The organism is Janthinobacterium rivuli (assembly GCF_029690045.1).
Classification (GTDB): Bacteria; Pseudomonadota; Gammaproteobacteria; order Burkholderiales; family Burkholderiaceae_D; genus Janthinobacterium; species Janthinobacterium rivuli.
Genome location: NZ_CP121464.1, coordinates 870578 through 894362, shown reverse-complemented (window position 1 = coordinate 894362; position 23785 = coordinate 870578). Strand labels below are relative to the sequence as shown.

24 protein-coding genes are annotated in these 23785 nt (G+C 65.0%); 4 read left to right on the top strand and 20 right to left on the bottom strand.

The genetic code is table 11. The annotated features are described in order from the left end of the window. Positions 1–2: 2 nt before the first annotated feature. The 4 genes from P9875_RS04040 to P9875_RS04025 all read right to left on the bottom strand — a co-directional run bounded on the left by P9875_RS04040 (position 3) and on the right by P9875_RS04025 (position 4222). Positions 3–737 carry a hypothetical protein gene (locus P9875_RS04040; protein ID WP_278317636.1) on the bottom strand — a complete coding sequence of 245 codons (735 nt, stop codon included), beginning with the start codon at positions 735–737 and terminating at the stop codon, positions 3–5. Next, a complete protein-coding gene (locus tag P9875_RS04035) occupies positions 730–2100 on the bottom strand; it encodes a hypothetical protein (protein ID WP_099378545.1) in 1371 nt (456 codons plus the stop codon). The genes P9875_RS04040 and P9875_RS04035 overlap by 8 nt, the downstream gene beginning before the upstream one ends. A 235-nt stretch (positions 2101–2335) precedes the next feature. Further along, a complete protein-coding gene (locus tag P9875_RS04030) occupies positions 2336–3100 on the bottom strand; it encodes a DUF3108 domain-containing protein (RefSeq protein WP_278317635.1) in 765 nt (254 codons plus the stop codon). After that, positions 3101–4222 (bottom strand): DUF3108 domain-containing protein, encoded by a 1122-nt coding sequence (locus tag P9875_RS04025; protein ID WP_278317634.1) that lies wholly within the window; start codon positions 4220–4222, stop codon positions 3101–3103. It lies immediately after the preceding gene. 149 nt (positions 4223–4371) lie between these two features. Here P9875_RS04025 and P9875_RS04020 point away from each other — a divergent pair, with 149 nt between their 5' ends. Further along, positions 4372–5094: a PhaM family polyhydroxyalkanoate granule multifunctional regulatory protein gene (locus P9875_RS04020; RefSeq protein ID WP_278317633.1), complete on the top strand. Its 723-nt coding sequence runs from the start codon at positions 4372–4374 to the stop codon at positions 5092–5094. A 21-nt stretch (positions 5095–5115) separates the two neighbouring features. On the opposite strand, the gene P9875_RS04015 is transcribed toward P9875_RS04020, so the two are convergent. The 11 genes from P9875_RS04015 to P9875_RS03965 all read right to left on the bottom strand — a co-directional run bounded on the left by P9875_RS04015 (position 5116) and on the right by P9875_RS03965 (position 16464). Continuing rightward, positions 5116–5412 (bottom strand): hypothetical protein, encoded by a 297-nt coding sequence (locus P9875_RS04015; protein WP_225242919.1) that lies wholly within the window; start codon positions 5410–5412, stop codon positions 5116–5118. Then, positions 5396–7126: a response regulator gene (locus P9875_RS04010; RefSeq protein WP_035824253.1), complete on the bottom strand. Its 1731-nt coding sequence runs from the start codon at positions 7124–7126 to the stop codon at positions 5396–5398. The genes P9875_RS04015 and P9875_RS04010 overlap by 17 nt, the downstream gene beginning before the upstream one ends. 11 nt (positions 7127–7137) lie before the next feature. Further along, the gene (locus tag P9875_RS04005; RefSeq protein WP_219310457.1) at positions 7138–7857 is read right to left on the bottom strand and encodes a sensor histidine kinase; all 720 of its coding nucleotides are present in this window, start codon (positions 7855–7857) and stop codon (positions 7138–7140) included. Positions 7858–8014: 157 nt separating this feature from the next. Beyond that, a complete protein-coding gene (locus P9875_RS04000; RefSeq protein WP_278317632.1) occupies positions 8015–9778 on the bottom strand; it encodes a family 2A encapsulin nanocompartment cargo protein cysteine desulfurase in 1764 nt (587 codons plus the stop codon). Beyond that, on the bottom strand, positions 9753–10682 hold the full coding sequence (locus P9875_RS03995) for a family 2A encapsulin nanocompartment shell protein (RefSeq protein WP_034784363.1): 930 nt from the start codon (positions 10680–10682) through the stop codon (positions 9753–9755). The genes P9875_RS04000 and P9875_RS03995 overlap by 26 nt, the downstream gene beginning before the upstream one ends. 103 nt (positions 10683–10785) lie before the next feature. After that, positions 10786–11010 (bottom strand): helix-turn-helix domain-containing protein, encoded by a 225-nt coding sequence (locus P9875_RS03990; RefSeq protein ID WP_051959649.1) that lies wholly within the window; start codon positions 11008–11010, stop codon positions 10786–10788. A 7-nt stretch (positions 11011–11017) separates the two neighbouring features. Then, positions 11018–12004 (bottom strand): serine O-acetyltransferase EpsC, encoded by a 987-nt coding sequence (gene epsC / locus P9875_RS03985; RefSeq protein ID WP_278317631.1) that lies wholly within the window; start codon positions 12002–12004, stop codon positions 11018–11020. Between the two features lie 19 nt (positions 12005–12023). Continuing rightward, entirely contained in the window at positions 12024–12521 is a 498-nt protein-coding gene (locus P9875_RS03980) for a rhodanese-like domain-containing protein (RefSeq protein ID WP_278317630.1), read from the bottom strand. A gap of 228 nt (positions 12522–12749) precedes the next feature. Further along, on the bottom strand, positions 12750–14381 hold the full coding sequence (gene mnmC / locus P9875_RS03975) for an FAD-dependent 5-carboxymethylaminomethyl-2-thiouridine(34) oxidoreductase MnmC (RefSeq protein WP_099401355.1): 1632 nt from the start codon (positions 14379–14381) through the stop codon (positions 12750–12752). Next, positions 14381–14944 (bottom strand): DNA-3-methyladenine glycosylase I, encoded by a 564-nt coding sequence (locus P9875_RS03970; RefSeq protein ID WP_099401448.1) that lies wholly within the window; start codon positions 14942–14944, stop codon positions 14381–14383. Before P9875_RS03970 ends, mnmC begins: the two co-directional genes overlap by 1 nt. A gap of 38 nt (positions 14945–14982) precedes the next feature. Beyond that, positions 14983–16464, bottom strand: coding sequence for a PLP-dependent aminotransferase family protein (locus P9875_RS03965; protein ID WP_278317629.1), 1482 nt, complete (start codon positions 16462–16464; stop codon positions 14983–14985). A gap of 106 nt (positions 16465–16570) precedes the next feature. On the opposite strand from P9875_RS03965, the gene P9875_RS03960 reads away from it, so the two are divergent. Both P9875_RS03960 and P9875_RS03955 read left to right on the top strand, forming a co-directional pair. Then, the gene (locus P9875_RS03960) at positions 16571–17032 is read left to right on the top strand and encodes an OsmC family protein (RefSeq protein ID WP_099401353.1); all 462 of its coding nucleotides are present in this window, start codon (positions 16571–16573) and stop codon (positions 17030–17032) included. Beyond that, entirely contained in the window at positions 17033–17686 is a 654-nt protein-coding gene (locus P9875_RS03955; protein WP_278317628.1) for an FMN-binding negative transcriptional regulator, read from the top strand. It begins immediately after the preceding gene. On the opposite strand, the gene P9875_RS03950 is transcribed toward P9875_RS03955, so the two are convergent. From P9875_RS03950 to P9875_RS03940, 3 genes are all read right to left on the bottom strand, one after another. Further along, the gene (locus tag P9875_RS03950; protein ID WP_278317627.1) at positions 17670–18623 is read right to left on the bottom strand and encodes an AEC family transporter; all 954 of its coding nucleotides are present in this window, start codon (positions 18621–18623) and stop codon (positions 17670–17672) included. The genes P9875_RS03955 and P9875_RS03950 overlap by 17 nt on opposite strands. A 99-nt stretch (positions 18624–18722) precedes the next feature. Then, complete coding sequence (locus tag P9875_RS03945) at positions 18723–19160, bottom strand: CHRD domain-containing protein (protein WP_099401351.1); 438 nt, start codon at positions 19158–19160, stop codon at positions 18723–18725. A gap of 167 nt (positions 19161–19327) precedes the next feature. Continuing rightward, positions 19328–19885, bottom strand: a complete 558-nt coding sequence (locus P9875_RS03940; RefSeq protein WP_034753667.1) for a winged helix-turn-helix transcriptional regulator — start codon at positions 19883–19885, stop codon at positions 19328–19330. A gap of 254 nt (positions 19886–20139) precedes the next feature. Here P9875_RS03940 and P9875_RS03935 point away from each other — a divergent pair, with 254 nt between their 5' ends. After that, positions 20140–20376, top strand: coding sequence for a hypothetical protein (locus P9875_RS03935; protein WP_278317626.1), 237 nt, complete (start codon positions 20140–20142; stop codon positions 20374–20376). Here the strand turns inward: P9875_RS03935 and P9875_RS03930 are convergent. Continuing rightward, positions 20373–21380 (bottom strand): Csu type fimbrial protein, encoded by a 1008-nt coding sequence (locus P9875_RS03930; RefSeq protein ID WP_278317625.1) that lies wholly within the window; start codon positions 21378–21380, stop codon positions 20373–20375. The two genes, P9875_RS03935 and P9875_RS03930, sit on opposite strands and share 4 nt — an antisense overlap. Further along, positions 21380–23734, bottom strand: coding sequence for a fimbria/pilus outer membrane usher protein (locus P9875_RS03925; RefSeq protein WP_278317624.1), 2355 nt, complete (start codon positions 23732–23734; stop codon positions 21380–21382). The genes P9875_RS03930 and P9875_RS03925 overlap by 1 nt, the downstream gene beginning before the upstream one ends. Positions 23735–23785: the final 51 nt, after the last annotated feature.

The window sequence follows — 23785 nt, the reverse complement described above, 5'->3', positions numbered from 1 at the left end:
TTTCAGTGAGGGAGGTCGGACGCAGGCTCGTCGCCCGCATCTGGCAGGTCGCCGATGTCGGCGGACAAATCAGCCAACAAGTCAGCATCGAGGTCGACGGCCACCAGGCGCGCCGGCGCCCGCTTGAACACGTCGGCCAGGGCGCCGTTGATGATGCGTTCCTTGAGCACGTCGGTATCCATCATCAGGTCCAGCAGCGGACCTTCGAGGATGAAATCGCCGCGCCGCTCGATGAAGCCCAGCTTGGCCAGGGTGCCCAGATTCATGTCCATGCGCGTCTTCTTGCCCAGCTTGTCGCCGAAGTCCGACAGCAGCGCCTTGTAGGAAATGCCGATCGACGCGTCTTCCGCGCGTGGCAGCGGCTTTTCCGTGCCGAACATATCGTTCTGGTCATCGTCCGCGTGCTGGTGCGTTTCCTGGCGTTCACGCTTGGGCAGGATGATCTGCGCCCACAGTACCACCAGCAAGGCCACGCCATCGCGCGCCAGGCCAAAATTATTGTTTTGCCACACGTCGCGCGCGCCGAAAATCTTCGGCTCGATGGTGCGCGTCAGGGCCAGGGTGACATGGTCGGCGTACACGTTGTCGAGCAGCTTCAGGCCGCAAGCCAGCAATCGCGCATCGATTTCGGCGCGGAACAGCTCGTCGGACAGCACGCGCTTGACGAGCTTGTCGTCGCGGCGCAGGGTTTGATGCGTGAGCAGGCGCGCAATCAGGATTTGGGAATCGTCATTCATCGGCGGTGCCGCTATCTAAATCAAGTGAAACATTCAGTGAAAGCGAGGCGATCGACATGGCCGCCACGTGGGGGTCGGTCAGCTGGACCATCTCGTCGGTCGGTGTAAAGGTAATCGGCAAGCGGGCCAGTTCGGCCGTCGAGCCTTGCAAGCTCGCTTCGGACACATCGCCCAGCAGCGGCAGCATGGAGGCGCGGTACGAGGCCACGGCAAAGCTGGCCGGCAGCAAGGAATCCTGCACGGGCACCGATTTCGGCCCCTCTTCGCCGATGCTGGGGAAATTGCCCAGGCTGGCGAAGTTTGACAGGCGGTCCAACAGGTCATCGAGTTCAAGCTGCATGGCGGGTCCGTCGCTGATGGTGGTGGGCGCATCCTCGCCGCTAGGCAGGCCCGTGTTGATGACGCCTGCCGCCCGTTCGGACAGCAGTTCCGTTTCGGCCACATCGATCATTTCGGCCGGCGTGGAGAACAGCGGTACGACGGGCTGGTCGATGGCGCCCTCGGCCAGGCTGGCCAGGTCGTCGTGCAGCAAGAGCCAGCGCTTGATGTCGGTAGTCGACAGGCCCGACTGGCCCAGGTGCACGCGCTGGCGCTCGATCTGGTTCAGGGCGCGCGAAAACATGCCTTGCATGTTGAGCAATTTACTTTGCGCGCGGCCAATCGCCTGCGCCGCCTTGTGCGTGGCGCTGTCCGCGTTTTCATCGGACGTGATCGCCACGAGAATCTCGGAACCCTTCTCGACCCAGTCGCAGGCCATGTTCCACTTCGCTTGCGCCGTGCGCAGCCGGAATTCGGAACCGGAAGCGATGGCGTCGGAGAACTCCTCCGTCAAGTCCACCAGGCGCCCCAGCAAATGCTGGAGTTGTTCAACGGATACGCCGCCGACGGCTTGCGCGCCCGCCACCTGCGACAGCAGGAAACCCATTTCCGCTTCGTCTTCCGTCTGCCCCAGGCCCAGCAAGCTGTCGATGGCGGACAGCACATTGCGCGCCATCGGGGTCACGCGGTACACGCCCTGCTGCGCATCCCAGGCCAGCAACTGGTTCGAACGCAGGCGCAGCAAGACCGTTTCCAGGCTTTCCGGCAACAGATACGCCAGTTTCGTATTGATATCGGCGCGCGTATAGGCGGACGTGGCCGCATCGGACGCCAGCTCGCGCAACACCAGCAGGCGCACCAGCACGCCATCGAAACCGCCGTGGAACAGGGCCGTAAACACTTGCAGCAAGGGCTGCGCCCGCTTCAAGTGAAATACCTGCTCGATCTCGTCGGCCGAAATATTGGGCTGAAAATGCGCCTGCAAGGAATCGTGATGCTCTTGCTCTGTCTGATTTGCATCCGTAGCCACGGCTGCACTTGCCATTATATCAATCATTCTTTTCCGGATGAGTGTTCAGCGGGCGGCGCTGCGGGCTAACGCGGCGCTGCGGGGCGGGGGCGTCAGTATATCAGTTCTGACATGCAATTTAGCGCATGGGAGGGGGAGGTGCGGACACGGCGCAACGCTGGCGCCTGCTTATTAAGACTCCTGATGGCGAAAACCCATGAAAGGCTGGGGTCAGACCCGGCGGGTCTGACCCCACAACAACAGCGAGCACTTACTTCTTGACGATCTTTTGCAAGGTTTGCTCGACGTAATCGCCGTCTTCATCGGCGAACGTCACCTTCACGGGATACCATTCCAGCGACGGCGCCAGCCACAGGTCCACTTGCTGGCCCTTCTTGTCCGGCGGCGGCGCCTTGATCAGGTGCACGGCTTCCACCAGACCCTGGCCGGTGGCGACGGTCTCCTGCTTGACGACCTTGAAGGTCCACGGTTCGGCGTCGTGGCGGCCGGCAACGAAGAAGCTCCATTCCGAGCCGGGCGTGAATTTCTCGGGGGTGGCGCGCGCCACGCTGACCAGTTGCCAGACGGTGCTGTTGCGGTCCTGCTCGCCGCCTTTCAGCGGATAGGTTTCATCGCCTTCGCTGAAGACGATGGTCTTGCTGTCGCGCTTGAAGGTGGTCGTGGCCGCTTCCTTGCGGAAACGCTTTTCCACGAATTGAAACGGTGCCAGGCCGTAATCGTCGACCGTGCCTTCGCTGCGCTGTTCCAGTATTTTGCCGAACAGGGCCGCCTTGGTTTCGGCCAGCAGCGAGTACTTGCCATCGCCGGCGCGCCAGTTGCTGACGGATTCACCGGACAGCGCAATGCCGCGCTGTTTCGCCTTGATCGAATAGACGAGGTCAGCCGATGGCGCCAGCTTGTACGGGCGCTTGATGACGGGGTGATCGACGGGCTCGTCCGCCGCCATGGCGGGGGACAGGGTGGCGGCCAGCAGGCTGGCGAGCAGAACGCGTTTCAAAGTTATCAAAGTAGTCATTTATTTTCCTGTAGCGTCATTGACGCGAATTTGGGTCACGGTTTGCGTGGTCAGCGCCCCGTTCGCTTCGGTATTGCGTATTTGTACCGGATACCATTGCATGGACGGCGCCAGCCAGATATCGAGCTGCGACGAATACGTGCCGGGCTTCGGCGGCCGGCGCAAATGCCAGGTCACCAGCCGGCCCATCCTGGTTTCCAGTTCTTCCTCGCCCACCAGGTGGAAGCGGAACACGGTCGCTTCCTTTTCCTCGCCGACGAGTATGTCGATATTGCCCACCAGCTGGTTGACGTCGGCACGGCCGATGGCGGCCAGCTGGAACGGCACGGTGGCCTTGTCTTGCGCCCCCTCTTGCCATGGCGCCGTGGCCGTCGTGGCCGAAAACGTGATGGCCTTGGCGTCGCGGTTGAAATGCGTGGCCGTTTGCGCGCGGCCCTTGCGTTTTTCCGTGGCAGTGACGGGCACGATGCCGCTGCCATCGATCACGCCCTCGCTGGTCAGCACCAGCAGGTTGATGCGCGTGATCAGCATGCTCAAACCCACTTCCAGCTTCAGTTGATACGTGTCGCCCCGGTTGTCCCACGCCATCGCGGCCACGCCCTGCCATTTGGTGCCGTCCGCATCGCGCCGGTCCACATGCAGGTCGAACTGGGCCGAGGCGGGCGCGTTCGTCTTGTAGCGGCGTGCCTGCTCGACGGGCGGTGGCGGCGGCGCGCTGGCTGGCACGGGTGCGGCGGCCACGGCGGGCGCCGGCGCCGTGATGGCCGGGGCGGCCACGGCGGCCGGTTCGGTCGTGGCCGGGCCTTCCGGCACGTCGCTGGCGGGCGCCGTCAACTGGGGCGTTTCGCTCGACGCCAGCTCCGTCGGGGGCGGCGGTGGCGGCGGCCGGGGCTTGGGCACGGGCCGCAGTTCAGGCGGCGGTGGCGGCGGCGCCACCGGCAGCGGTTTGGGCGGCTCGGCGATCAAGGCCATGCTGACCGCCTGCGCATGATTCTGTCCCAGCGGCACCATGCTGGCACGCGAGGTGAGCCATTCCAACGCCACGTAATGCAGTACGCCGATGACCGCGACAAAGACGACGGTGCGGCGGCGCGGTGGCGAAAAGAAGGAGTCAGGCATCATAGGCCGTAGTGTAACGCTTCCGCCCTGCTTCCCGCTTCTTGCCCGTGCTCAACTCTTAATGTTTTATGTAAGAAAATGTTGGCGGCATTGCGTCAGTTGCAAGCCGATATCTGCTACGCTAAGCCTATCCATCTACCAGGAGATTTCGCATGGCAAACCCGCAAATGCCCCAAATGCCGGGCGCAGCAGTTGTGACCGATACGCTCGACTTCGTCAAAAACCTGTGGGGCAGCATGAGCGTGCCCGGCATGGGCGTGCCTGGCATCACGGCGCCCACCATGTCGGTGGAAGAGCTGGACAAGAAAATCAACGACCTGAAAGCCGTCGAAGCGTGGCTGAATCTCAACACCAGCATGCTGCGCGGCAGTATCCAGGCGCTGGAAGTGCAGCGCGGCACCATCGCCACATTGAAATCGATGGGCGCGTCACTGGCGGCGGCCATCACGCAACCGGGCGCCAGCGAGAAAACCGTGTTTGAATCCGTGCCCTACGCTTCCGCGTTTTTCCAGCAAGCCACACCTGCGGCACCTGAACCGAAACCGGCACCTGCACCAGCGCCTGCGCCCGTACCGGAACCAGCAGCGGCTGCGCCCGGCGATGCCGGCAGCCAGGCGGCAGCCCAGCTCGCCAATCCAAGTGCCTGGTGGAATTTGTTACAAGATCAGTTCAAGCAAGCCGTCTCGACGGCGATGTCGCCCGACGCCACCAGCGCGGCAGCGGCCAGCTTTGGCAGCGTGAGCAAAGCCAAGCCAGCGGCCAGCAAGCCGGCCAAACCTGCCGAGGCAGGCACGGCAGCCAAGGCCAAGGCCCCGCTGCGCAAGGCGCCCGCGAAACGCGCAGCGCCCAAGGCTAAAGCGTCAGGCAAAGCCTGATGCTGCAAGCCGGCAATATGATCAGGCGATACGATGAATGCGGATCGCCTCGATCATGTTGTCGGCCTGGCGTTTTACGTCACCGATCGTGATCAGGCCTTCGTCGGCCAGCGCCTTGGCGTGCTCGTACGAAGACTGGAATGTTTCCAGCGTGTCTCCCTTGGCGGCGACCGGGCGTACCCAGGCAATACTGCCGACTTTCATTTTTTTGTACACTTCATTGACCACATCACGCATAGTTTCTTCCTTATTGTTGTAAAGCAACTCAAGCACGGGCGAACCCACGCTGGCCCCTAGTTTATCATCCGGCACGCTCACGCACGGCTTTTCCGCCCTTTTCCGGCGCCGGCGGCGTTTTTTCCGGCGCTGCGACGGCTTCTTCCGGCCCGGGCGGCGGTGTCAGCTGCACCAGTTGCTCCATCAATTGCGCGAAGCGCTGCTGCCCTGGTGCAATTTTGTCTACATATAACAACACTTCCATGGCCTCGGCCGCCAGGTCGGCCTGAAACCCGCGCTGCTCCAGGCACGACACGATGATTTGCGCGGAATTGAACAGGATGCGCAAGTTGTTCGGCAGCTTTTCGCGCGCCGTGCGCATCCAGGCGACCGCTTCGTTGAGCTTGTCCGTCTTCCACAGCAGCACGCCCTTGTTCATCAAGTCCGACGCTTCCTTGCGTGAAGCGATGATCAGGCTCGTGCCCTCGTCGCCCATCTTCGCCTTGTCGAAAATCTTTTGCACCTCGTCCTGCACCACCTGGTTGTCGTGGTTGTTCTTCACCACGTAGCACAGCAGGCCGGCCGGCGCATCCTTGACGCCGACGGCGAACAGCAAGGTGGCCAGCTCCATGCAGATGGCCTTTTCGGGGCGCGCCGGGTCTTCGGCCAGCATGGCTTCGAGCTCGTCGCCGCACTTGCGCGCGCGCCGGTAATCGCCCGTTTCGTGGTGCACCATGCCTTCCGTGATCTTCGCGCGCAGCCCGATCTGCTCGGGCGAGAATTCGCGTTGCGCCAGCAGCAGCCACTGCAGCGCCTCCTTGGCATCTTTCTTCAGGCCGCACACGCGCGCCAGTCCCAGGTAGGCGTCCGGCGTCTTCATGACGGAAAACTCGCCGATGGAAATACACTTGCGAAAAGCCTTTTCCGCCATGCTGACATTGCCCACTTTCAGGGCCGCCAGTCCCAGGTTGCGCTGGCGCGGCACGGAATTGGGCGACAGGCGCGCCGCCTTTTCCAGCACGCCGCATGCTTCCTCGTGCTGGCCCATCAACTGGTAGGCGACGGCCATCTGGTCGTAGGCGTCGATGTAATACTTGTTCTCGACGATCACGCCCTGGAAGATCTGCCGCGCCGCCTCGTGCTCGCCGTTATTCATGCGGATCTTGCCCAGGCCCGCCTTGGCCCAGCTGTAATCACGCTCGGCCAGCACTTTTTCGTACACGGCGCGGGCCTTTTCAGGTTCGCCGCTTTTCAGCAGCAAACTGGCCTTCATGCGCAGCAATTCCAGCTCGTGCAGCTTGTTGAGCTCGATCTGCGCGTCACACAATTTCGCCGCGCGCAAATAATCCTTTTCCATGCAAGCCTGGTCGATTTCGCGGAATACCTGCTTCTTGTGCCACACGCGATTCAGGCGCGTCAGCAGCACGCCTTCCGTGATCGGCTTGATCAGGTAGGCGTCGGGCTGGTGCTCGGCCGCGCCCATCACGGATTCCACGCTTTTCTCGGCCGATACCATCAGCCACACGCTCGATGGCGCCGTCAGGTTGCGCACGCGCGTCTCTTCCAGCACTTGCTGGCCGTTCTTGCCTTCGCCCAGGTTGTAATCGCACAGCACCACGTCGTAGCGCGTCTTGGCCAGCAGCTTCATGGCTTCGCCGCCGCTGGCCGCCTGGTCGATATGGCGCGCGCCCAGGTTGCGCAAGGATTCGCGCAGCAGGATGCGGATGCCGATGAAATCGTCGACCAGCAGATAATGTTTGTCGGCCCAGTCGGTGCTGCCCGCTTCGGCGGCGGTGGCGTGGCTGTCTGTCGTCATGGGTTCCTCGTTCAGGGCAGGCGCAGGATGAAGCAGCCGCCGCCCAGGGCGCCGCCATTTTCCAGGGCGATGCTGCCGCTGCTGCCCCGGTGCTTGTGCATCTTCGCCACTTCGCTGGAAAAATACAGGCCCAGGCCCGTGCTGTTGGTGGAAAAATTCACGCCCGCCGTCATGCCATCCATGGCTGCGCTGCCCGCGTCGAGCAAGGCCTGCGTATAGCCGTCGCCATTGTCTTCCACGCGCAGCTCGAGCATGCCGTCGTGCTCCCGCACCGACAGGCGGATCGTGTCTTTCGTGTAGCGGATGGCGTTGTTGATGGCATGCGCGAGCACGCCGATGACCAGGTCTTCATCGAGGGTCCAGATCAGCTCCGGCGCACAAGCCGTCTCCAGATGGATGCCTTTCGAGGCCAGCAATATCTTTTCCTGGTCCACCACCTGGTCGACCACCTGGCTCACCAGTTGCGGCTGCACGTCGAACGGGTAGCCGGGCTTGCCCACTTCCTTGTACAGGGCCAGCAGCTGGATCAGGTTATCGTTGAGGCGCTTGGTCTGGTACAGCATCTGCGCCATCTGCAGGTAGGCTGGGTCCGCTTGCGGCGCGGCTTTCGCCTGCTCGGCCGCCAGCAAGGATTCCAGCGTGCCGCTGACCACGCTGATCGAGTTTTTCATGTCGTGCACGGTCGACGCCAGGAACAGGAAAAGCTCGGGCGAGCTGTGTTGATCTTCCACCGGACATCTCCTTGGGGCCGCAGCTTGATTATTGCCAAGGATAAATTATACCGCCAGCCTGCGGGCGCCTGCCAGCCGCGCGCAAAGTCCGTGACATGACGCAACAATGCCGCCCCCGCTTGCGCAGGGGCGGCATCAGCTTGACAAGCAGGCAAGATCAGCGGCGCGCACCCGCCAGGCGTTTCACCACGACGATCATGCGGTCGATTTCCTCATACGTATTGTAGAAGGCGAACGATGGCCGCACGGTCGCTTCCACGCCGAAGCGGCGCAAAATCGGCTGGGCGCAATGGTGGCCCGAGCGCACGGCGATGCCCTCGTCGTTCAGGGCGCGCCCCACTTCCGCCGGCTCGTAACCGGCCAGCACGAATGAGGCCACGCTCGCCTTGTCCAGCGCCGTGCCGATCAGGCGCACCCCGGGAATCGCCTGCAAGTGGTGCATCGCGTATTCCAGCAGCGCGTGCTCGTAGGCGGCGATGTTTTCCAGGCCGATGCGCTGCACGTAATCGATGGCCGCGCCCAGGCCCACGGCATCGGCGATATTGCCCGTGCCCGCCTCGAAACGGTTCGGCACGCCCTGGTAAACGGTGCGCTCGAACGTGACGTCGGCGATCATGTTGCCGCCGCCCTGCCAAGGCGGCAATTGCTCGAGCAAGTCCGCCTTGCCATACACGGCGCCGATGCCCGTCGGGCCAAACACTTTATGCCCCGAAAACACGTAAAAATCCGCGCCCAGCGCCTGCACGTCCACGCGCAAATGCGACACGGCTTGCGCGCCATCGACCAGCACGCGCACGCCGGCCGCATGCGCCAGCGCGATGATCTGCGCCACGGGCGTCACGGTGCCCAATGCATTCGACACCTGCGTCACGGACACCAGTTTCGTACGACCGTTGAGCAGCTTGCGGAATTCGTCGAGGATGATCTGCCCACTGTCGTCGACGGGAATCACGCGCAAGGTCGCGCCCTTTTCCGCCGCCAGCTGCTGCCATGGCACGATGTTGGCGTGGTGCTCAAGCTGCGAGACGATGATCTCGTCGCCGCTGCCGATGTACTTGCGGCCAAACGTATTGGCGACCAGGTTGATGCCTTCGGTGGCGCCGCGCACGAAAATGATTTCATTGGGCGAGGCGGCGCCGAGGAACTGCGCCACCTTGGCGCGTGCCGCTTCATATGCATCGCTGGCGCGCGCCGCCAATGCGTGTGCGGCGCGGTGGATGTTCGAGTTCTCGTGCGCATAAAAATACGACACGCGGTCGATCACCGACTGCGGCTTGTGCGTGGTGGCCGCATTGTCGAACCAGGCCAGCGGCTTGCCGTTGACGCGCTCCGCCAGCACGGGAAAATCACGCCGCACGGCATGCACGTCGAACGGCGCCGGCGTCTGGTGCTGGCCCGGCTTCGTCGCCGGGGGCAGCTCGGTCTGGAAATAGAACACGGGCTGGCCACTGGATTGCGATACGGGCAGCTGGCGCGCGGGTGCCTGCTGCGGCGCCGCCTGCCCCAGCCCCTGCTGCGCCAGGCCATCGAGCTTGTGGCTTGATGCGGGATAGCCATGCGCGCCGCCGACAAAGTAATACGGCGACGGCGCACCGAGGCTTGACGCCCGCGGCGTGGGAATCGATGCCGGCGACGGCGCAATCGGTGCTTCCAGCGGCGCCGTCACGGGCGGCACCTGCTCCGTCGCCACGCCGGGGGCGATGGCGGCAAACGAAGGGCCGGGCTGCGGCGGCGGGCGGTTCGCATAGCGGGGCGCCGCATCGAGCACGCTGCCGGAACCACCGAGGCTGGGCGACTTGTCCAAGCCCGGCAAACGGGCAAAGAATTCACCAGCCAGGCGGTTCAGGGTCGCTTCATCGGGCAAGAACGGGACGGCAGGCAAGCCCGCCGCGCCATCACTTGTAGGTGTCTGGGTAGTCATGGTATTTACCGATCTCCACGTCTTCCAGTACGGCCAGCGCATCGTCGGTCAGCACGGCCAGCGAGCAATACAGCGAAATCAGATAGGACGAAATCGCGTGGCGGTTGATGCCCATGAAGCGCACGGACAGGCCCGGGCTTTGCTCGCCCGCCAGGCCAGGCTGGAACAGGCCGATCACGCCTTGCCGCTGTTCGCCCGCGCGCAGCAAGATGATCTTCGTCTTGCCGTCTTCGATCGGCAGTTTGTCGGACGGCACCAGCGGCACGCCGCGCCACGTGAGGAACTGGGAACCGAACAGGCTGACGGTCGGCGGCGGCACGCCGCGGCGCGTGCATTCGCGGCCAAAGGCGGCAATGGCCAGCGGGTGGGCAAGGAAAAAGCCCGGTTCCTTCCACACTTTCGTCAGCAGTTCGTCAAGGTCGTCCGGCGTGGGCGCGCCCGTCAGAGTGAAGATGCGCTGGTCGTCGTGCACGCTGGCCAGCAGGCCGTAGTCGGGATTGTTGATCAATTCACTTTCCTGGCGTTCCTTGATCGTCTCGATGGTCAGGCGCAGCTGCTCCTTGATCTGGTCGTGCGGGCTGCTGTACAAGTCCGACACGCGTGTGTGCACGTCGAGCACCGTGCTGACGGCGTTGAGAAAATACTCGCGCGGCTGGTCGTCGTAGTCGACGAAGGTTTGCGGCAGTTCCGACTCGTCGCGCTGCGAGCAGGCGACGCGCACGTCCTTCGGATTTTTTACGCGATTGAGGCGGTAGATACCCGCTTCCACGGGCAGCCATTGCAGCAGGTGCACGAGCCAGCGCGGCGTGATCGTGGATAACTGGGGGACGCTCTTGCTTGCATTGGCCAGCTGGCGCGCGGCGTTATCGCCCAGCGCGAACTGGTTCTCTGTTGCTTCTGCCATGACTACTCCTGATGAGAAAAGTGAATATGCTTATCTGAAAAACGAATAAAGTATCGGGTGTCTCCCCTCTTCTCTCAACATGCTATCGCCACCAAAGCGGCCTTTAGTCCACCAACTCCGGCTCGCAGCGCGCCATCAATCCCGCCAGGCCGACGCCCAGCGCGATGGCCAGCTTTTCCACCGTCAGCAGCGACGGCGTGGCGGCGCCCCGTTCGATTTCGCCGATGAACGAGCGGTTCAGGTCGGCCGCTTCGGCCAGCCGCTCCTGCGACCAGCCACGCCCTTCGCGCAACTGGCGCACGGCCAGTCCAAACTGTTTGATCAACATGCTGTCCTCATGGGTGGTGGGCAAAAGCGGGTTGGGATGGCGCCGGCGACTCCGGTGCTTCCTGCTGGTTATGCGCCTGCGTGACATGGCTGCCGGGCGCCACGCTGCGGGTCAGCCAGACATTGCCGCCGATGACGGAGCCCTGGCCGATGGTCACCCGTCCCAGGATCGTCGCGCCCGCGTAAATGACCACGTCGTCCTGCACAATGGGGTGGCGCGCCAGTCCCTTTTTCAGCACGCCATCAAAGCCGGCGGGAAAGCGCTTGGCGCCCAGCGTGACGGCTTGATAGATGCGCACGCGTTCGCCGATGATGGCCGTCTCGCCGATCACCACGCCCGTGCCATGGTCGATGAAAAAGCTGCTGCCGATGATGGCGCCCGGGTGGATGTCGATGCCCGTCTGCGAATGGGCCACTTCGGCGATGATGCGCGCCACCAGCGGCGCACCGAGTGCATACAAGGTGTGCGCCAGGCGGTAATGGATGATGGCCAGGATGCCCGGATAGCACAGCAGCACCTCATCGACGCTGTGCGCGGCCGGGTCGCCATGGAAAGCGGCCGCCACGTCCGTGTCGAGCTGGGCGCGGATGCGCGGCAGCGCGCGGGCGAAGCGCTGTACGATGGCCAGCGCCTGCTGTTCGATGGACACCGTCTGCTGCAAGCCATGCTGGCGCGCGTGATAACTGAGTTCGCGCCGCACCTGTTCGTGCAGGCCCGTCAGGGTCGTGTCGAGCGTGTGGCCGACAAAGAAATCCTCGCTCTCCTGCTGCAGGTCGAGGGGACCCAAGCGCATAGGAAACAGGGCCGCGCACAGGGCTTTGATGATGTCGTGCAAATGCTGGCGCGACGGGAATTCGCGCGCGCCGCACTCCTGGTTGCTGGCCAATCCTTCGCGCCACTGCTCGCGCACGGCGCGCAATTCATCGACGATCTGGTGCAGTTCCCATTGCGGCTGCGCGGCAAGGGAGGCCGGGGGAAGGGCTCGCTGGTTCATGGTGGTTCCGGAAAGAGGTTTAATCTTGCAGCCAAGGCAGCGCATGCCAGCGCCAGCCACCGCTGTGGCCACGCTGTTGCTGTTCGTCGAGGTCGCCCTCGAAGCCTTGCGCGATATTGAAGACGTGCGTGAAACCAGCCTTGGCGGCCGCTTCGGCAGCCGCGGCCGAGCGCTTTCCGCTGCGGCACAGCAGCACCACGACGGCATCCTTGCCGCCCGCCTTTGCTTCCAGTTCGCGCGTAAAGCGGGGATTGCGGTTCATGGACGTGCCGGTCGCCCACGCCACGTGCAGCGAGGCGGGCACGTAGCCGACAAAAGTGCGTTCTTCATGCGTGCGCACGTCGACCAGCACGGCTTTGCCGGCCTGCACCAGCTGCCACGCATCCTGCGCGCTGACGATGCCCGCATACGGCAAGCCTTGCGCCTGCGCCTGGGTGCGCGCGAGATTGAGCACTTCGTCAAAGGCCGCCTCGCCGTGGGCGGCGCGGGGATCGAAAATCAGTTCTGCAGCAGCCATCGTTCCACCTCTTTATTCCGTCGTCAAAAACCAGCACGAGTCCACTGTAGCGAACTTATGTTGTTCGGAAAACAAATTAAAAAGAGTTTGGAAAGCTGAAAAACATATATAGGGACTACGCGCGGAGCGTCCGCATATGGGGTCAGACCCTCATGTGCGTTGGCGCCAAGCTTTGCGTCAGCTGTGTTGGGGGTCTGACCCCAGCCCTCGCCTGCTCTGCGCCAACGCTCAACCAGCGCGGCGGCGTTCGCGCAGCAGGAAGCGCGCAGGATCCAAAGCAGCGGCCAATTGACTCTCCAGTGGCAGCGGTTCCCCCTCCAGCTGGCACGCCAGCAGCTCGGCCGCCAGCGGCGCCCAGATCAGGCCGCGCGAAGCGTAACCGAGCAAGCCAAACAGGCCGGGCCAGCGCGGTACGTCACGCAGGCGCTCGCAGCGGCCTGGCGCGCCGGGGTCGGGCAAGGCGCCCGCCAGCGGCAAGCGGTCCGGCGCCATGCAGCGAAAGCCCGTGCGACCGGCCAGCGGCGCGGCGAACGGAGCGACACCCAGGATGTCGGCGATCTTCGCGATATTGTCTTCCTGGCTCGATGGGCGCAAGTCGGTGTCCGTATCCGCATCGTAGCTGGCGCCCACGCAGACGACGCCCTGGTGCGCCGGCGTCATGTAGGCTTCGCGGCAGACGACGAACGGCAACGACGGCAAGCTGCCTTCGGCCAGGTGCGTGACCTGGCCGCGCACGGCGTCGAGCGGCAGGCCGGCCGCCTGTTCAAAATCGATGGCCCCCGTGCCCGCCGCCAGGATGACGTTGGGCGCGGCCGCGATCAGGGCGCCGTCCGCATCGCGCACCAGCCATTCCTGGTCGCCGCGCTCCAGGCGCAGGGCGCTGCTGGAAAAGCGCCGCGTGAGCAAGGCGCCGCAGGCGTTCAGCATGGCCGCGCAGACGGAGGACGGGCGCGCCCAGCCGCCCTGCTCGAACCACCAGGCGCCATCGGGCGCCGGCGCGCCCAGCATGGCGGTGGCCTCGGGCGCTTCCAGCCAGCGGGCGAATTCACGCGGATACAGGCCACTGGCGGCGATCTGCCGCTGCACCTGCGCATGCGCGCCGTCGCGCGCCAGGTGCAGCACGCCGCTTTGCGCACCCTCGATGGCCGCGCCGATGCCGCCCAGGTCTTTCCAGCGGCGCAGCGAATACAGATAGGCGGCGCGCGTCAGGCGCGTGGCGATGTTGTCGTCCTTCGACAGCAACGGCATGAAGATGCCCGCCAGGTTGCCCGACGCTTCGCTGGCCGGCTGCGCGTGGCGCTCGATCAAGGTCACCTTCCAGCCGCGCGCGGCCAGCCGTTCGCAGGCGGCCGCGCCGGCCACGCCAGCGCCGATGACAATGGCGCGCCGCTCGGGTACGACGGCAGCCACGGATTCTCCGGAGCGCGCATAAAACACGGCGCGCAAACGGCTCTCGTCAAAAACAAAACCGTTCTTTTGCAGCGCCGTGCGCTGCGCCTCGTCCAGGTGCACGGCCTGCAGGCGGGCGCCATCGACCATCAGGCGCGCCAGCACCAGCGTGGCTGCCGGCACCCAGGCCAGATGCACTTCATCGACACGCGCCGACAATTGCGCCAGGCAGGCATCGGGCTCGCCGATCAGCACGTCGAGCGTGACGAGGCCATCGTGCGAGACCATGCGGTGCAGGCCCGGCACGCAAGGCGGCCACTGTGCGTGCCACTGCTCGGGCAAGTGGCGCGCGTCGACGGGACGCGGCGCCAGCGCGATGTAGTGCAGACGGCGGCCGCCATGCGCCGCGCAGGCGGCGCGCAAGCGGGCACCGTCAAAATCCGTATCGAGCAGGACCAGCGCGCGGCGCATCAATGCCCCGCGCGGCAAAAGCAGGCGGGCGCGTGGTCGTTGACCATGCCGATGCCCTGCATGTAGGCGTAGATGATGGTCGAGCCGACGAATTTGAAGCCCAGCTTGAGCAAGTCTTTCGACAGTTGGTCCGACAGGGCCGTCTTGGCAGGAAATGCGCCCGGCTGCCAGCTGTTGACGATGGGCTGGCCATCCACATACGCCCACAGGAAGCTGTCCAGGGTCTGGCCTTGCGCGCGCAGGCGCAAATAGGCTTGCGCGTTCGTGATGGCGGCCGCCACCTTCAGGCGGTTGCGCACGATGCCGGGGTCGGCCAGCAGCTGCGCCACCTTGTCCGGGCCGTACGCGGCGATCTTTTCCGCGTCCCAGTTGTCGAAGGCGGCGCGGTAAGTGTCGCGTTTATTCAGGATGGTTTCCCAGCTCAGGCCAGCCTGCGCGCCTTCCAGGTTCAGCATCTCGAACAGCCGGCGCTCGTCGTGGCAAGGCACGCCCCACTCCGTGTCGTGATAGTCGAGGTAGCGGGGATTGGCCGGGTTGGCCCAGGAGCAGCGGGTAATATTCATGGTCGTGTTCTTCATGTGCAGGCAAGTGCCAGTATAGTTTATCGGCCGCGCAGGATGCGTCCCAATTCCCGCAAGCCGTGCGCCATCTCGTCCGGGGGAATGGCCGCAAAGCCCAGCAGCAGCCCGGGCGGCGTGGCGCACTCGGGCCCGGCCGCCGGATCGGCATAGTGGCCCAGCGGACGCAATTCGATGCCGCGCGCCAGGCCCGCGCGCGATACCGTTTCTTCATCGTGGCCGGCGCGAAAATACGCGCACAGTTCCAGGCCGCTGTCGGCCGGGCCGCACAGCAGTTGATCATCGAGTTCGCGCGCAAGGCCACGCACCAGCAGGTCGCGCCGTTCGGCATTGCTGTCACGTGTGCGGCGGATATGCCGGCCAAAGTGGCCCTCGGCGATGAAGTCCGCCAGCGCCATCTGCGGCACGATGGCCGTGTGCCGGTCCATCACGGCCTTGGCCTGCACCAGCGCGTCGGCCAGCGCGGGCGGCGCCACCATATAGCCCAGGCGCAGGCCGGGAAACAGCACCTTCGACAGGGTGCCCACATACACCACGCAGCCGGCCCGGTCCAGGCTTTGCAGCGAGGCCAGCGGCGCGCCCGTGTAGCGGTACTCACTGTCGTAATCGTCTTCCACCAACCACGCCTTGTTGTGCGCGGCCCAGGCCAGCAAGGCCAGGCGGCGCGGTAAACTCATGCTCACGCCCAGCGGCATCTGGTGCGATGGCGTCACGTACGCCAGCTTCGCCTGCGGACAGTGCGCCACGCCATACGCCACGTCCAGCCCCTGTGCATCGACGGGAACCGGGAAGACGCGCGCGCCGGCCGCGCGCAGCGGGCCGCTGGCGCCCCGGTAGCCGGGCGACTCCATCCAGGCAGAGTCGCCCGGCGCCAGCAGAATGGTCGACAGCAAAAACAGCGCCTGCTGCGAACCGGAGGTGATGACGATCTGCTGCGGCGTGCACTGGACGCCGCGCGACGCTTTCAGATACACGCACAGCAGCTCGCGCAGCGGCAGGTAGCCGGCCGGATCGCTGTAGCCGAAATGGTGGTCGGGCCGGCGCCAGCGCCGCGCTTCCAGGCGGTGCCACACGTCGAACGGAAAATGGTCGATGCGCGGCATGCCGACGCGAAAAGCGCGCAACGGCCCCCGGTGGAATGCCACCTGGCGCATGGTAGCCACCACGCCCTGCCCGCGCGCCGACAGGGGCCGCAGCAGGCCGGGCGCCGTTGCAGGGACAGGCGCCGGCAGCGGAACGTCGCGACTGACGAAGGTGCCGCGCCCCACGGCGCCATCGAGATAGCCTTCGGCCGTCAGCAGCGCATACGCATTGAGCACCGTCTGGCGCGACACGGCCAGCAGGCGGCAAAAGTCGCGCGTGGGCGGCAGCTGCATGCCGGGACTCATGCGGCCATCGAGAATGGCGGCCTTGATGGCCGCATACAGCTGGCGAAACAGCGGCTCGCCGGCGCCGCGCTGCAACGGCAAGGCGGCGATGAGCTGGTGCAGATGGGAAGCTGGCATGGTGGCCTTCTTGAATTGGTAGCTTCAAGATAGCACTTATTGGCTGTTTTAAATAGCCAAGACTGGCGCTAAGATGGCGCATCCCCTCTACTCTTGCGGAGCACCCATGCATCAGTTTTTCGCCACTGTGGCCTGGCAGCGCGACGGCCAGGATTTCGCCGGCCAGCGCTACAGCCGTGGTCATGAATGGCAGTTCGACGGCGGCTTGACGGTAGCCGCCTCGTCGTCGCCCCTGTCCGTGCCGCTGCCCATGTCGGTGGCGGCAAATATCGATCCGGAAGAAGCGCTGGTGGCCGCCACGTCGAGCTGCCACATGCTGTTCTTCCTGTCGCTGGCAGCGCAGCGCGGCTACGTCATCGACGACTACCGCGACGACGCCACCGGCGACCTGGGGAAAAATGCGGCAGGCCGCCTGGCCATGACGCGCATCGTGCTGCGTCCGCGCATCGCGTTTGCGGGAACGCCACCCTCGCCCGAGGCTCTGGCGGCCCTGCACCACGACGCGCATGAACGCTGCTACATCGCCAATTCGCTGACGGCCGACGTGGTCGTGGAAGGAGCCAATTAAATGTACACGCCAGCCAGCTTTCGCGAAGAGCGCCTCGACGTGCTGCATGGCCTGATAGCCGCGCACCCGCTGGGCGCGCTGGTGCGCCATGGCGTCGATGGCCTGTGCGCCGACCATCTGCCATTCGAGATCGCCGCACCCACGCCTGACGCCCCATTCGGCATCCTGCGCGCCCATGTGGCGCGCGCCAACCCGCTGTGGCGTACAGCCGGCGGGAACGATGAAGCACTGGTGATTTTCCAGGGGCCGCACGCCTACATCACGCCCGCCTGGTATGCGGAAAAACAGCGCAGCGGCAAGGAAGTACCGACCTTTAATTATGCGGTCGTGCACGCCCACGGCCCCCTGCGCGTCATCGACGATGCGGCGTGGCTGCTGGGATTGGTGGAGCGGCTGACGGCGCGCCATGAAGCAGGGCTGGCCGCGCCATGGCGGGTGAGCGATGCGCCGGCCGCCTATATCGAAAAACTCTTGAAAGCCATCGTCGGCATCGAAATCCCCCTCACGCGCATCACGGGCAAATGGAAGCTGGGGCAGAACCGCACGCAGGAAGATCAGGCCACGATGGCGCGCGAACTGGCGCACGACAGCCAGCCCGGCGCCGCGCAGGCCCTGGGCGCGCTGATCGCCGCCAACGTCACGCCAGCCAGCTGACGGCCGCCGAAAACGTCAAAAACGACAGCGCCGTCGAGACCAGGATAATGCGGGCGATGCGCGCCGTATTCGCCCCGAAGCGTTCCGACAGCAGCGAGACATTGCTGGCGCTGGGCAGGCACGCCACCAGCACCATGCAAGTCAGCGCGAATGGATCGAGCGGCGCGCCCAGCGCGATGGCCGCGTGGCCGATGCCCCACACCAGCAGCGGATGCAGCAGCAGTTTTTTCAGCGCCACGGGCACATATTCCCCCAGCGGCGCCGGATCGCTCGTGCTCATTTGCGAGCGGGCCAGCACGGCGCCGATGGTAAACAGGGCAACCGGCGAGGCGGCGTCGGCCAGCAGGCCCACCGTCTGCATCAATGGCTTGGGCAAGGCCAGTGCCAGCCACGACGACAAGGCCCCCAGCACGATCGCCCACGGCATCGGGTTGCCCAGCATGCCCTTCATGGCGTTGACGACGGCGGCACGGCTGCCGTGCGCGCCGCCGCTGCCGATGCGCGACAGGGCGATGCACAGCGAACTGGTAATGAGCATATCGACGACGATGGTGACGATGACGGGACCCGAGGAACGGGGGCCGAGCAAGGTCAATAGCAGGGGTACGCCCATGAAGCCCGTGTTCGGGAAGGCCGCCACCAGCGCGCCGAAGGCGGCGTTGTTCCAGTCGATGCGGTGGCTCAGTGTCATGGCCATGGTGACGCCCACCATGATCAGCGCGCACAGCAGGTAGACGCCGAACACGCTGGCGTCGAGCAGCTGCGCGATGGGCGTGGCGGCGCCGAAGCGGTACAGCATGCACGGCAGCGCGAAGTACAGGACAAAACTGTTCAAGCCGCCGATGGCGGCCAGCGGCAGCAGCTTGCGCCGCACGGCCAGGTAGCCGCACAGCACCAGGGCGAAGAAGGGAAAGGTGATGGCGAGGATGGTCAGCATGGAGCGCCATTGTAGCGCGCCGCACCGGCTGGCCGCCTGGCGCAAAAAAAGGCCGCTCGCGCGGCCCAAGGAGGTTTCGGGGATAAGGCCGCTGGCCGGCTAGGGCTTGAGCTGGGCGCGGATCTCGCCGGCCGGGTAGGCGGCGCTGTGCACGTTCACGTACAGGTTGCCGGCCTGGTAGCTCGCATACTGGGGCGGCGTGAGCATGGCGCCGGCCGGCACGGCAAACATGCCTTCGGCCGTTTTCACCAGGGGCACGATGACGGGGCCATTGGCGCCGGCCGGCGCTTCATGGATGTGCGCGACGGTCGCCACCATGCCCGTGTAGCGCACGCCGCCGCTGACGCTGCGGTCGTGGGCGACGCGAAGAGTGCTGCTGCCGCTGGCCGTGCTGGTATTGGCCGGCACTTCCTGCGCGCCCGTCAAGGTGACGTCATGGCCGCCCGGCTGATGCGGGCCATGGGAACAGGCGCCCAGCAGGACGGCCAGCGCCAGCACGCTGGCGGCGCGGCGTACGTGTTGTTGCAGTGTGCTCATCGCAATACTCCTTCAACGGACATCGGATCACGGATGGCGCCCTGCCCCGCCAGCAGTGCTGAACCTGGGTTTGCGCCGCACTTGCATTGCATAGTGCGACAGTAACGCCATGCCGCCGTGTCCGCATTGCTTTTCGCCAAACTTGCTGCTCGCCTGCCAGCGCGTCCTCAGGCCAAATGCCCTTCCGCCACCCAGCCGCGGTTGGCGGCCGGCGCCTTCGGCTTGGGCGCGATGCCACTGCTTTTTTCCGCGTCGAGGATGATGCTGCGCATGCTGTCGCTGGCGGCCGGCCCTGGCGCGAACGCGTAGTACTCGTCATTGATGGGCAAGCCCGTCGTGGCGTCGACCAGCACCGGGTCGGCGGCCAGGCCCGTGTCGCGGCTGGCGATGACGAGGCTGGCGCCTTCCGGGGCGAAGTTTTCATTACCCCAAGCAATAAACGCCAGCAAGACGGGCTTGAAGGCGCGCCCGGACTTGGTCAGCACATAGTCGTAGCGGGGCGGCTTGGCGCAATACAGGCGGCGCGTCATCAAGCCCCCTTCCACCAGGTCGGCCAGGCGGCGCGTCAGGATGGTGGGGGCGATTTTGAGGCTTTTTTCAAATTCGTCGAAGCGCGTCTTGCCATAAAACGCTTCGCGCAGGATGAGGATGCTCCACCATTCGCCCACCTTGCCCAGGCTGCGCGCAATCGGGCAAGGCAAATTATTAAAGTTGGTATGTTTCATGGCCATCTCCTCACATTGATTCAACACAACAATCGAAAAAAAATTTCAGTTGCAACACGGAAACTTAGTTACTATCATTTTGAAAGTGAGGTGCGTGCCCCTGTGGCGGGCTGAAAATACGCGAAAACTCACACTTTCCTTGTTCAAGTACAATCGTGGCTAGTTCTGTTCCCCCAATCCCGGTGCGAAAAACGGTGCCAGCCACGCCTTGCGGCGCTGCTGCCCACGCCCGTTTTTCACTCGATGCGTTCACGATGACCCCTTTGAAGCTTGCCGTACTGCCTGCCCTGCTCGCCCTGTCCCTTTGCCAGACCACCACCGCCGGTACCGTGTCTTCCGCGTCGCTCCAGGCCACATTCGTTGTCCACGAAACGTGCACCATCGTCTCGCAGCGCAACAGCGCCCAGGTGCGCTGCCAGCACAACACGCCCTATCTGCTGCTCCAGCAGACAACGCCATCGGGCGCTGGCCTCGTCACCGTCACGTTCTAAAAATAAATCGTTGCCGTCACCGTGTCCTTGTAGTCGCCGGGGCGCGGCGACACCTGCGCCGGCACGCGGCCGTAAATGGTCAGCGGCACGCTGGCGCCCGTCCCCGTGCCCGTCACCATGCTCGTGCCTGCCGTGCCATCGCCCCAGGGCGCACCATCGAGCGTGGCCGACAGCAGGTAGCTGACCTTGTCCGTCGTGATGGTGTTCTTCATTTGCCGGTTGGCCACATTGAGCGCCACGCTGCCGCCGTTCAGGGCGATCTGGTAGGCGTTGTTGTTCACGCAGCGCACCGACAAGGTGCTGGTGCTGCGCAGGTTGCCCGTCAGGATGGAGGCGTTCGCGAACGCCATCGGCGTGGCCGTGATGGTGCAATCGTTGACGGCCGTGGCATTCACCGTGAAACCGAAGCTGCCGCTGGTGGCCGAGCAACCCTGCAGGTTGACGAGGCCATACGTGGTGTAGGTGTAGGTGCCCACGCCGGCAAAGCTCGACGTATACACGGTATTGGCGTTGGCGACCGTGGGCACGGCGGCCAGGGCCGTGCCGGCAGGGATCTTCGCGTACACGGTAAACGTGGTGGAATACGTGCCGGGCGGCGCCAGCAAGCCGGCCGACAGGATCATGCCGAAGGTCGATGGCGCGCCCGCCACGCCGGCGCCGCCCCAGATCTTCGCCGTCGCATACGAATTGTCCACATAGATGTTGTACTCCATGCGGTTGCTGCCGTTGCCCAGCTTGCGCGGCAGGGCCGAGGTGGAATTCGTGCCCAGCCCCAGCGAGATGCACACTTGCGCATTCGGCGTGAGCAACTGTCCCAGGTTCAGCGACGAAAACAGGCAGCTGAAGGTCCCCGTTGCCTGCGCCACATAATCGGTACCGGAAATCGGGCTGACGGAGCCGAAATCGATATTCGTCATGCTGACCGTGCAGGTATCGACCGCCTGCGCCGCGCTGCCCCAGGCGCAGCCCAGCAGCAGGGTCAGCCATAGCAACAGGCGGCGCATCAGTGGCCCGCCCCGGCGCTGGCGGCAACGCCAGCGCAGCGCAGCGGCCCGATCACGGGCAAGCCGCCAGCCGCCGGACGCACATAGGCAAAACGCACGGTGCACGCGCTGTCACCCTCGCCAACTTGCAACTGATTCTGTTCGAGCAGGTCGTCGACGAAAACGATGCCGTCAAATCCCACGACCGTCTGCTTGCCGCTTTGCAGGTGCAACACGGGCAAGCCCGTGGCCAGCGGCTTGCCCTGCGCATCCTGCACGATGACGGTGGCCGCGCTGTAGCGCTCGATGGGAAAATCCGCCAGCACGCCCGCCAGGTGCTGCGGCACGACATTGACATTGCTCACGGGTACCCGCGCATCAACGTCGAGCTCGTCGGTAGCGATGCTGATCTGGTTATTGCCATAGGGGTTCAAATTCGGCACCAGCAAATAGCCTCCCCTGCCCGTCACGCCGATCTGGCGGTTTTCATGCAGCACAGGAATATTGCCCACGCCGCCAGTCGACACCAGCGCAAAACCATTGCCCACCTGGCGCGCCGCCTCGACATGGCCATCCATCAGCACCAGCGCGCCAGCCGCGCCCAGCGACGAGGCATTGCCCATGCTGCTGCTTTGCGTGCGCGCGCTCACGCGGCCATCATTGCCCAGATATTCCACCTGCGCCTGGCGGTAGGCATTGCCGCCCGCCGTGCCAGCCTGCAAGTTCCAGCCGAAGCCGCCGCCAAAGTCCGCCGCGCGCTGGGCACTGACGCTGCGGCCGCTCTCGCCGTTTTGCCGGCTGCTGTTCACGCTGAGGGACAGATTGTTGTCAAAGGCCATGCTCAGGCCAAAGTAAAAGCCCCGTTTCTCGCGATGCCGCAAGTCCTGGAACAGGCTGGCGTTGAAGAACAGGCCGTGCAACAGGGTGGCGGAATAGCCGACGGTGGCCAGCTTCGATGGCGGCGCGCCAGGCGTGCGATAGCTGATATAGCTGCTGCTGATGCTGCTTCCTGCAGGCAATGGCAGGCTGACGGTAAAGCGGTCCGCCGCGCGCACCACGGGGCTGCCGTCGCGCGAAGCCAGGTCGCCAAAGCCGGCGCTGGCGCGCACGCTTTGCACATCGACGCTGAAGCGCGGCCCCATGTACTGGTAGCCGGTGCCCAGCTGTACACCACGGCTGCGGCCGGCGCTGGCCGAGAGCGAACCGTTGAGCACGCCCGCCTGGCCCAGCCGCAGCAACGCGCCCGCCCCCGCCTGATACAGGCCGGCGGCCAGCTCCGCATGGCCTTCGAAGGTGAAGCTGTCGCTGACGCCATGGCGGACGGAAGCGCTGGCAACGAGCTGCCGTTCATAGCCGAACAGGCGGCGGCCATAGTCGCGCCGCACGGCGCCCGCCTCGACCGAATAATCGCTCAAGCCGCCGGCCAGCATGCGCGTATCGACGTACAGGGGCAGCACGGTCGTCACGCTGCGCCCCAGCGCATCGCGCGTGATCAGGGTGGCTTGCCCCGCACCATTGATGCCGGCCACCTGGTTCAGCACAAACGGACCGCTGGGCACGCTGGCAGCATATTGCTGCACCCCATTGACATACAGGCTCAGCGACGAAGGCACGAGCGCCGTGCCATCGACGGAGGCGACGGGGAAGGTCAGCAGGTCGGGACGCAGCTGGAAATTCTTGCGCCACTGCACGCCGCCGACGCGCACGGCGCGGCTCCAGCTGAGCGACGAGGAAATCAGGTCGCCCACCTGCCACGTTTGCAAGGTCTCGGGGTCGGCGTGGCTCCAGAAGGTGTCAAAGCGCATGTATTTGCGCTGATCCGCCCCCAGGTTCACCGTGCCGGTATTGCTGAAGACGCCGCTGTCATTGAAATAGCGCACGTCGTTGAAGATGGCGGCGCGGCGCGTCCGGCCCAGTTCCGCATAGGCTTCGTAATTGAGGACGGCGCCGGGCGTGACCCGCGATGGCGGCGTCTGCGCCGCCGTGCGCGCGCTGATGCGGTACGGCGCGCGCAAGTCGTCCGCCACCTGCAGCGACACGCTCTGGCGCGCCGCATCATATTCATAGCTGAGTCCGGGAATCGCATCGAGCGCCACCTCGGCCTGACCGGGTGCGACCAGGCGCGCCGGGGCCAGCCCCAGCTGCTGCAGGTTCGCCACACTGCTGCGCAAGCCTTTGCCCACCTGGGTAAAGCGCAAGATCAGCCCGGTTGATTCAGCATTCACAGTGACCTCCAGATACAGTTCGTTCGGCGCCGCCGGATCGCTGGGCAAGCTGGCGGGACCCGGATCGGCGCCCGTCACGGCCACCGCGGCATCGGCCCTGGCCAGCGGCGCCATGCCCAGCAACAGCAACGCTGCCAGTACGCGCTTCATGGTGTGGCCGCTTGCGCCCGAGGCGCGCGGCAAGCCGGCCCGTCATGGCAG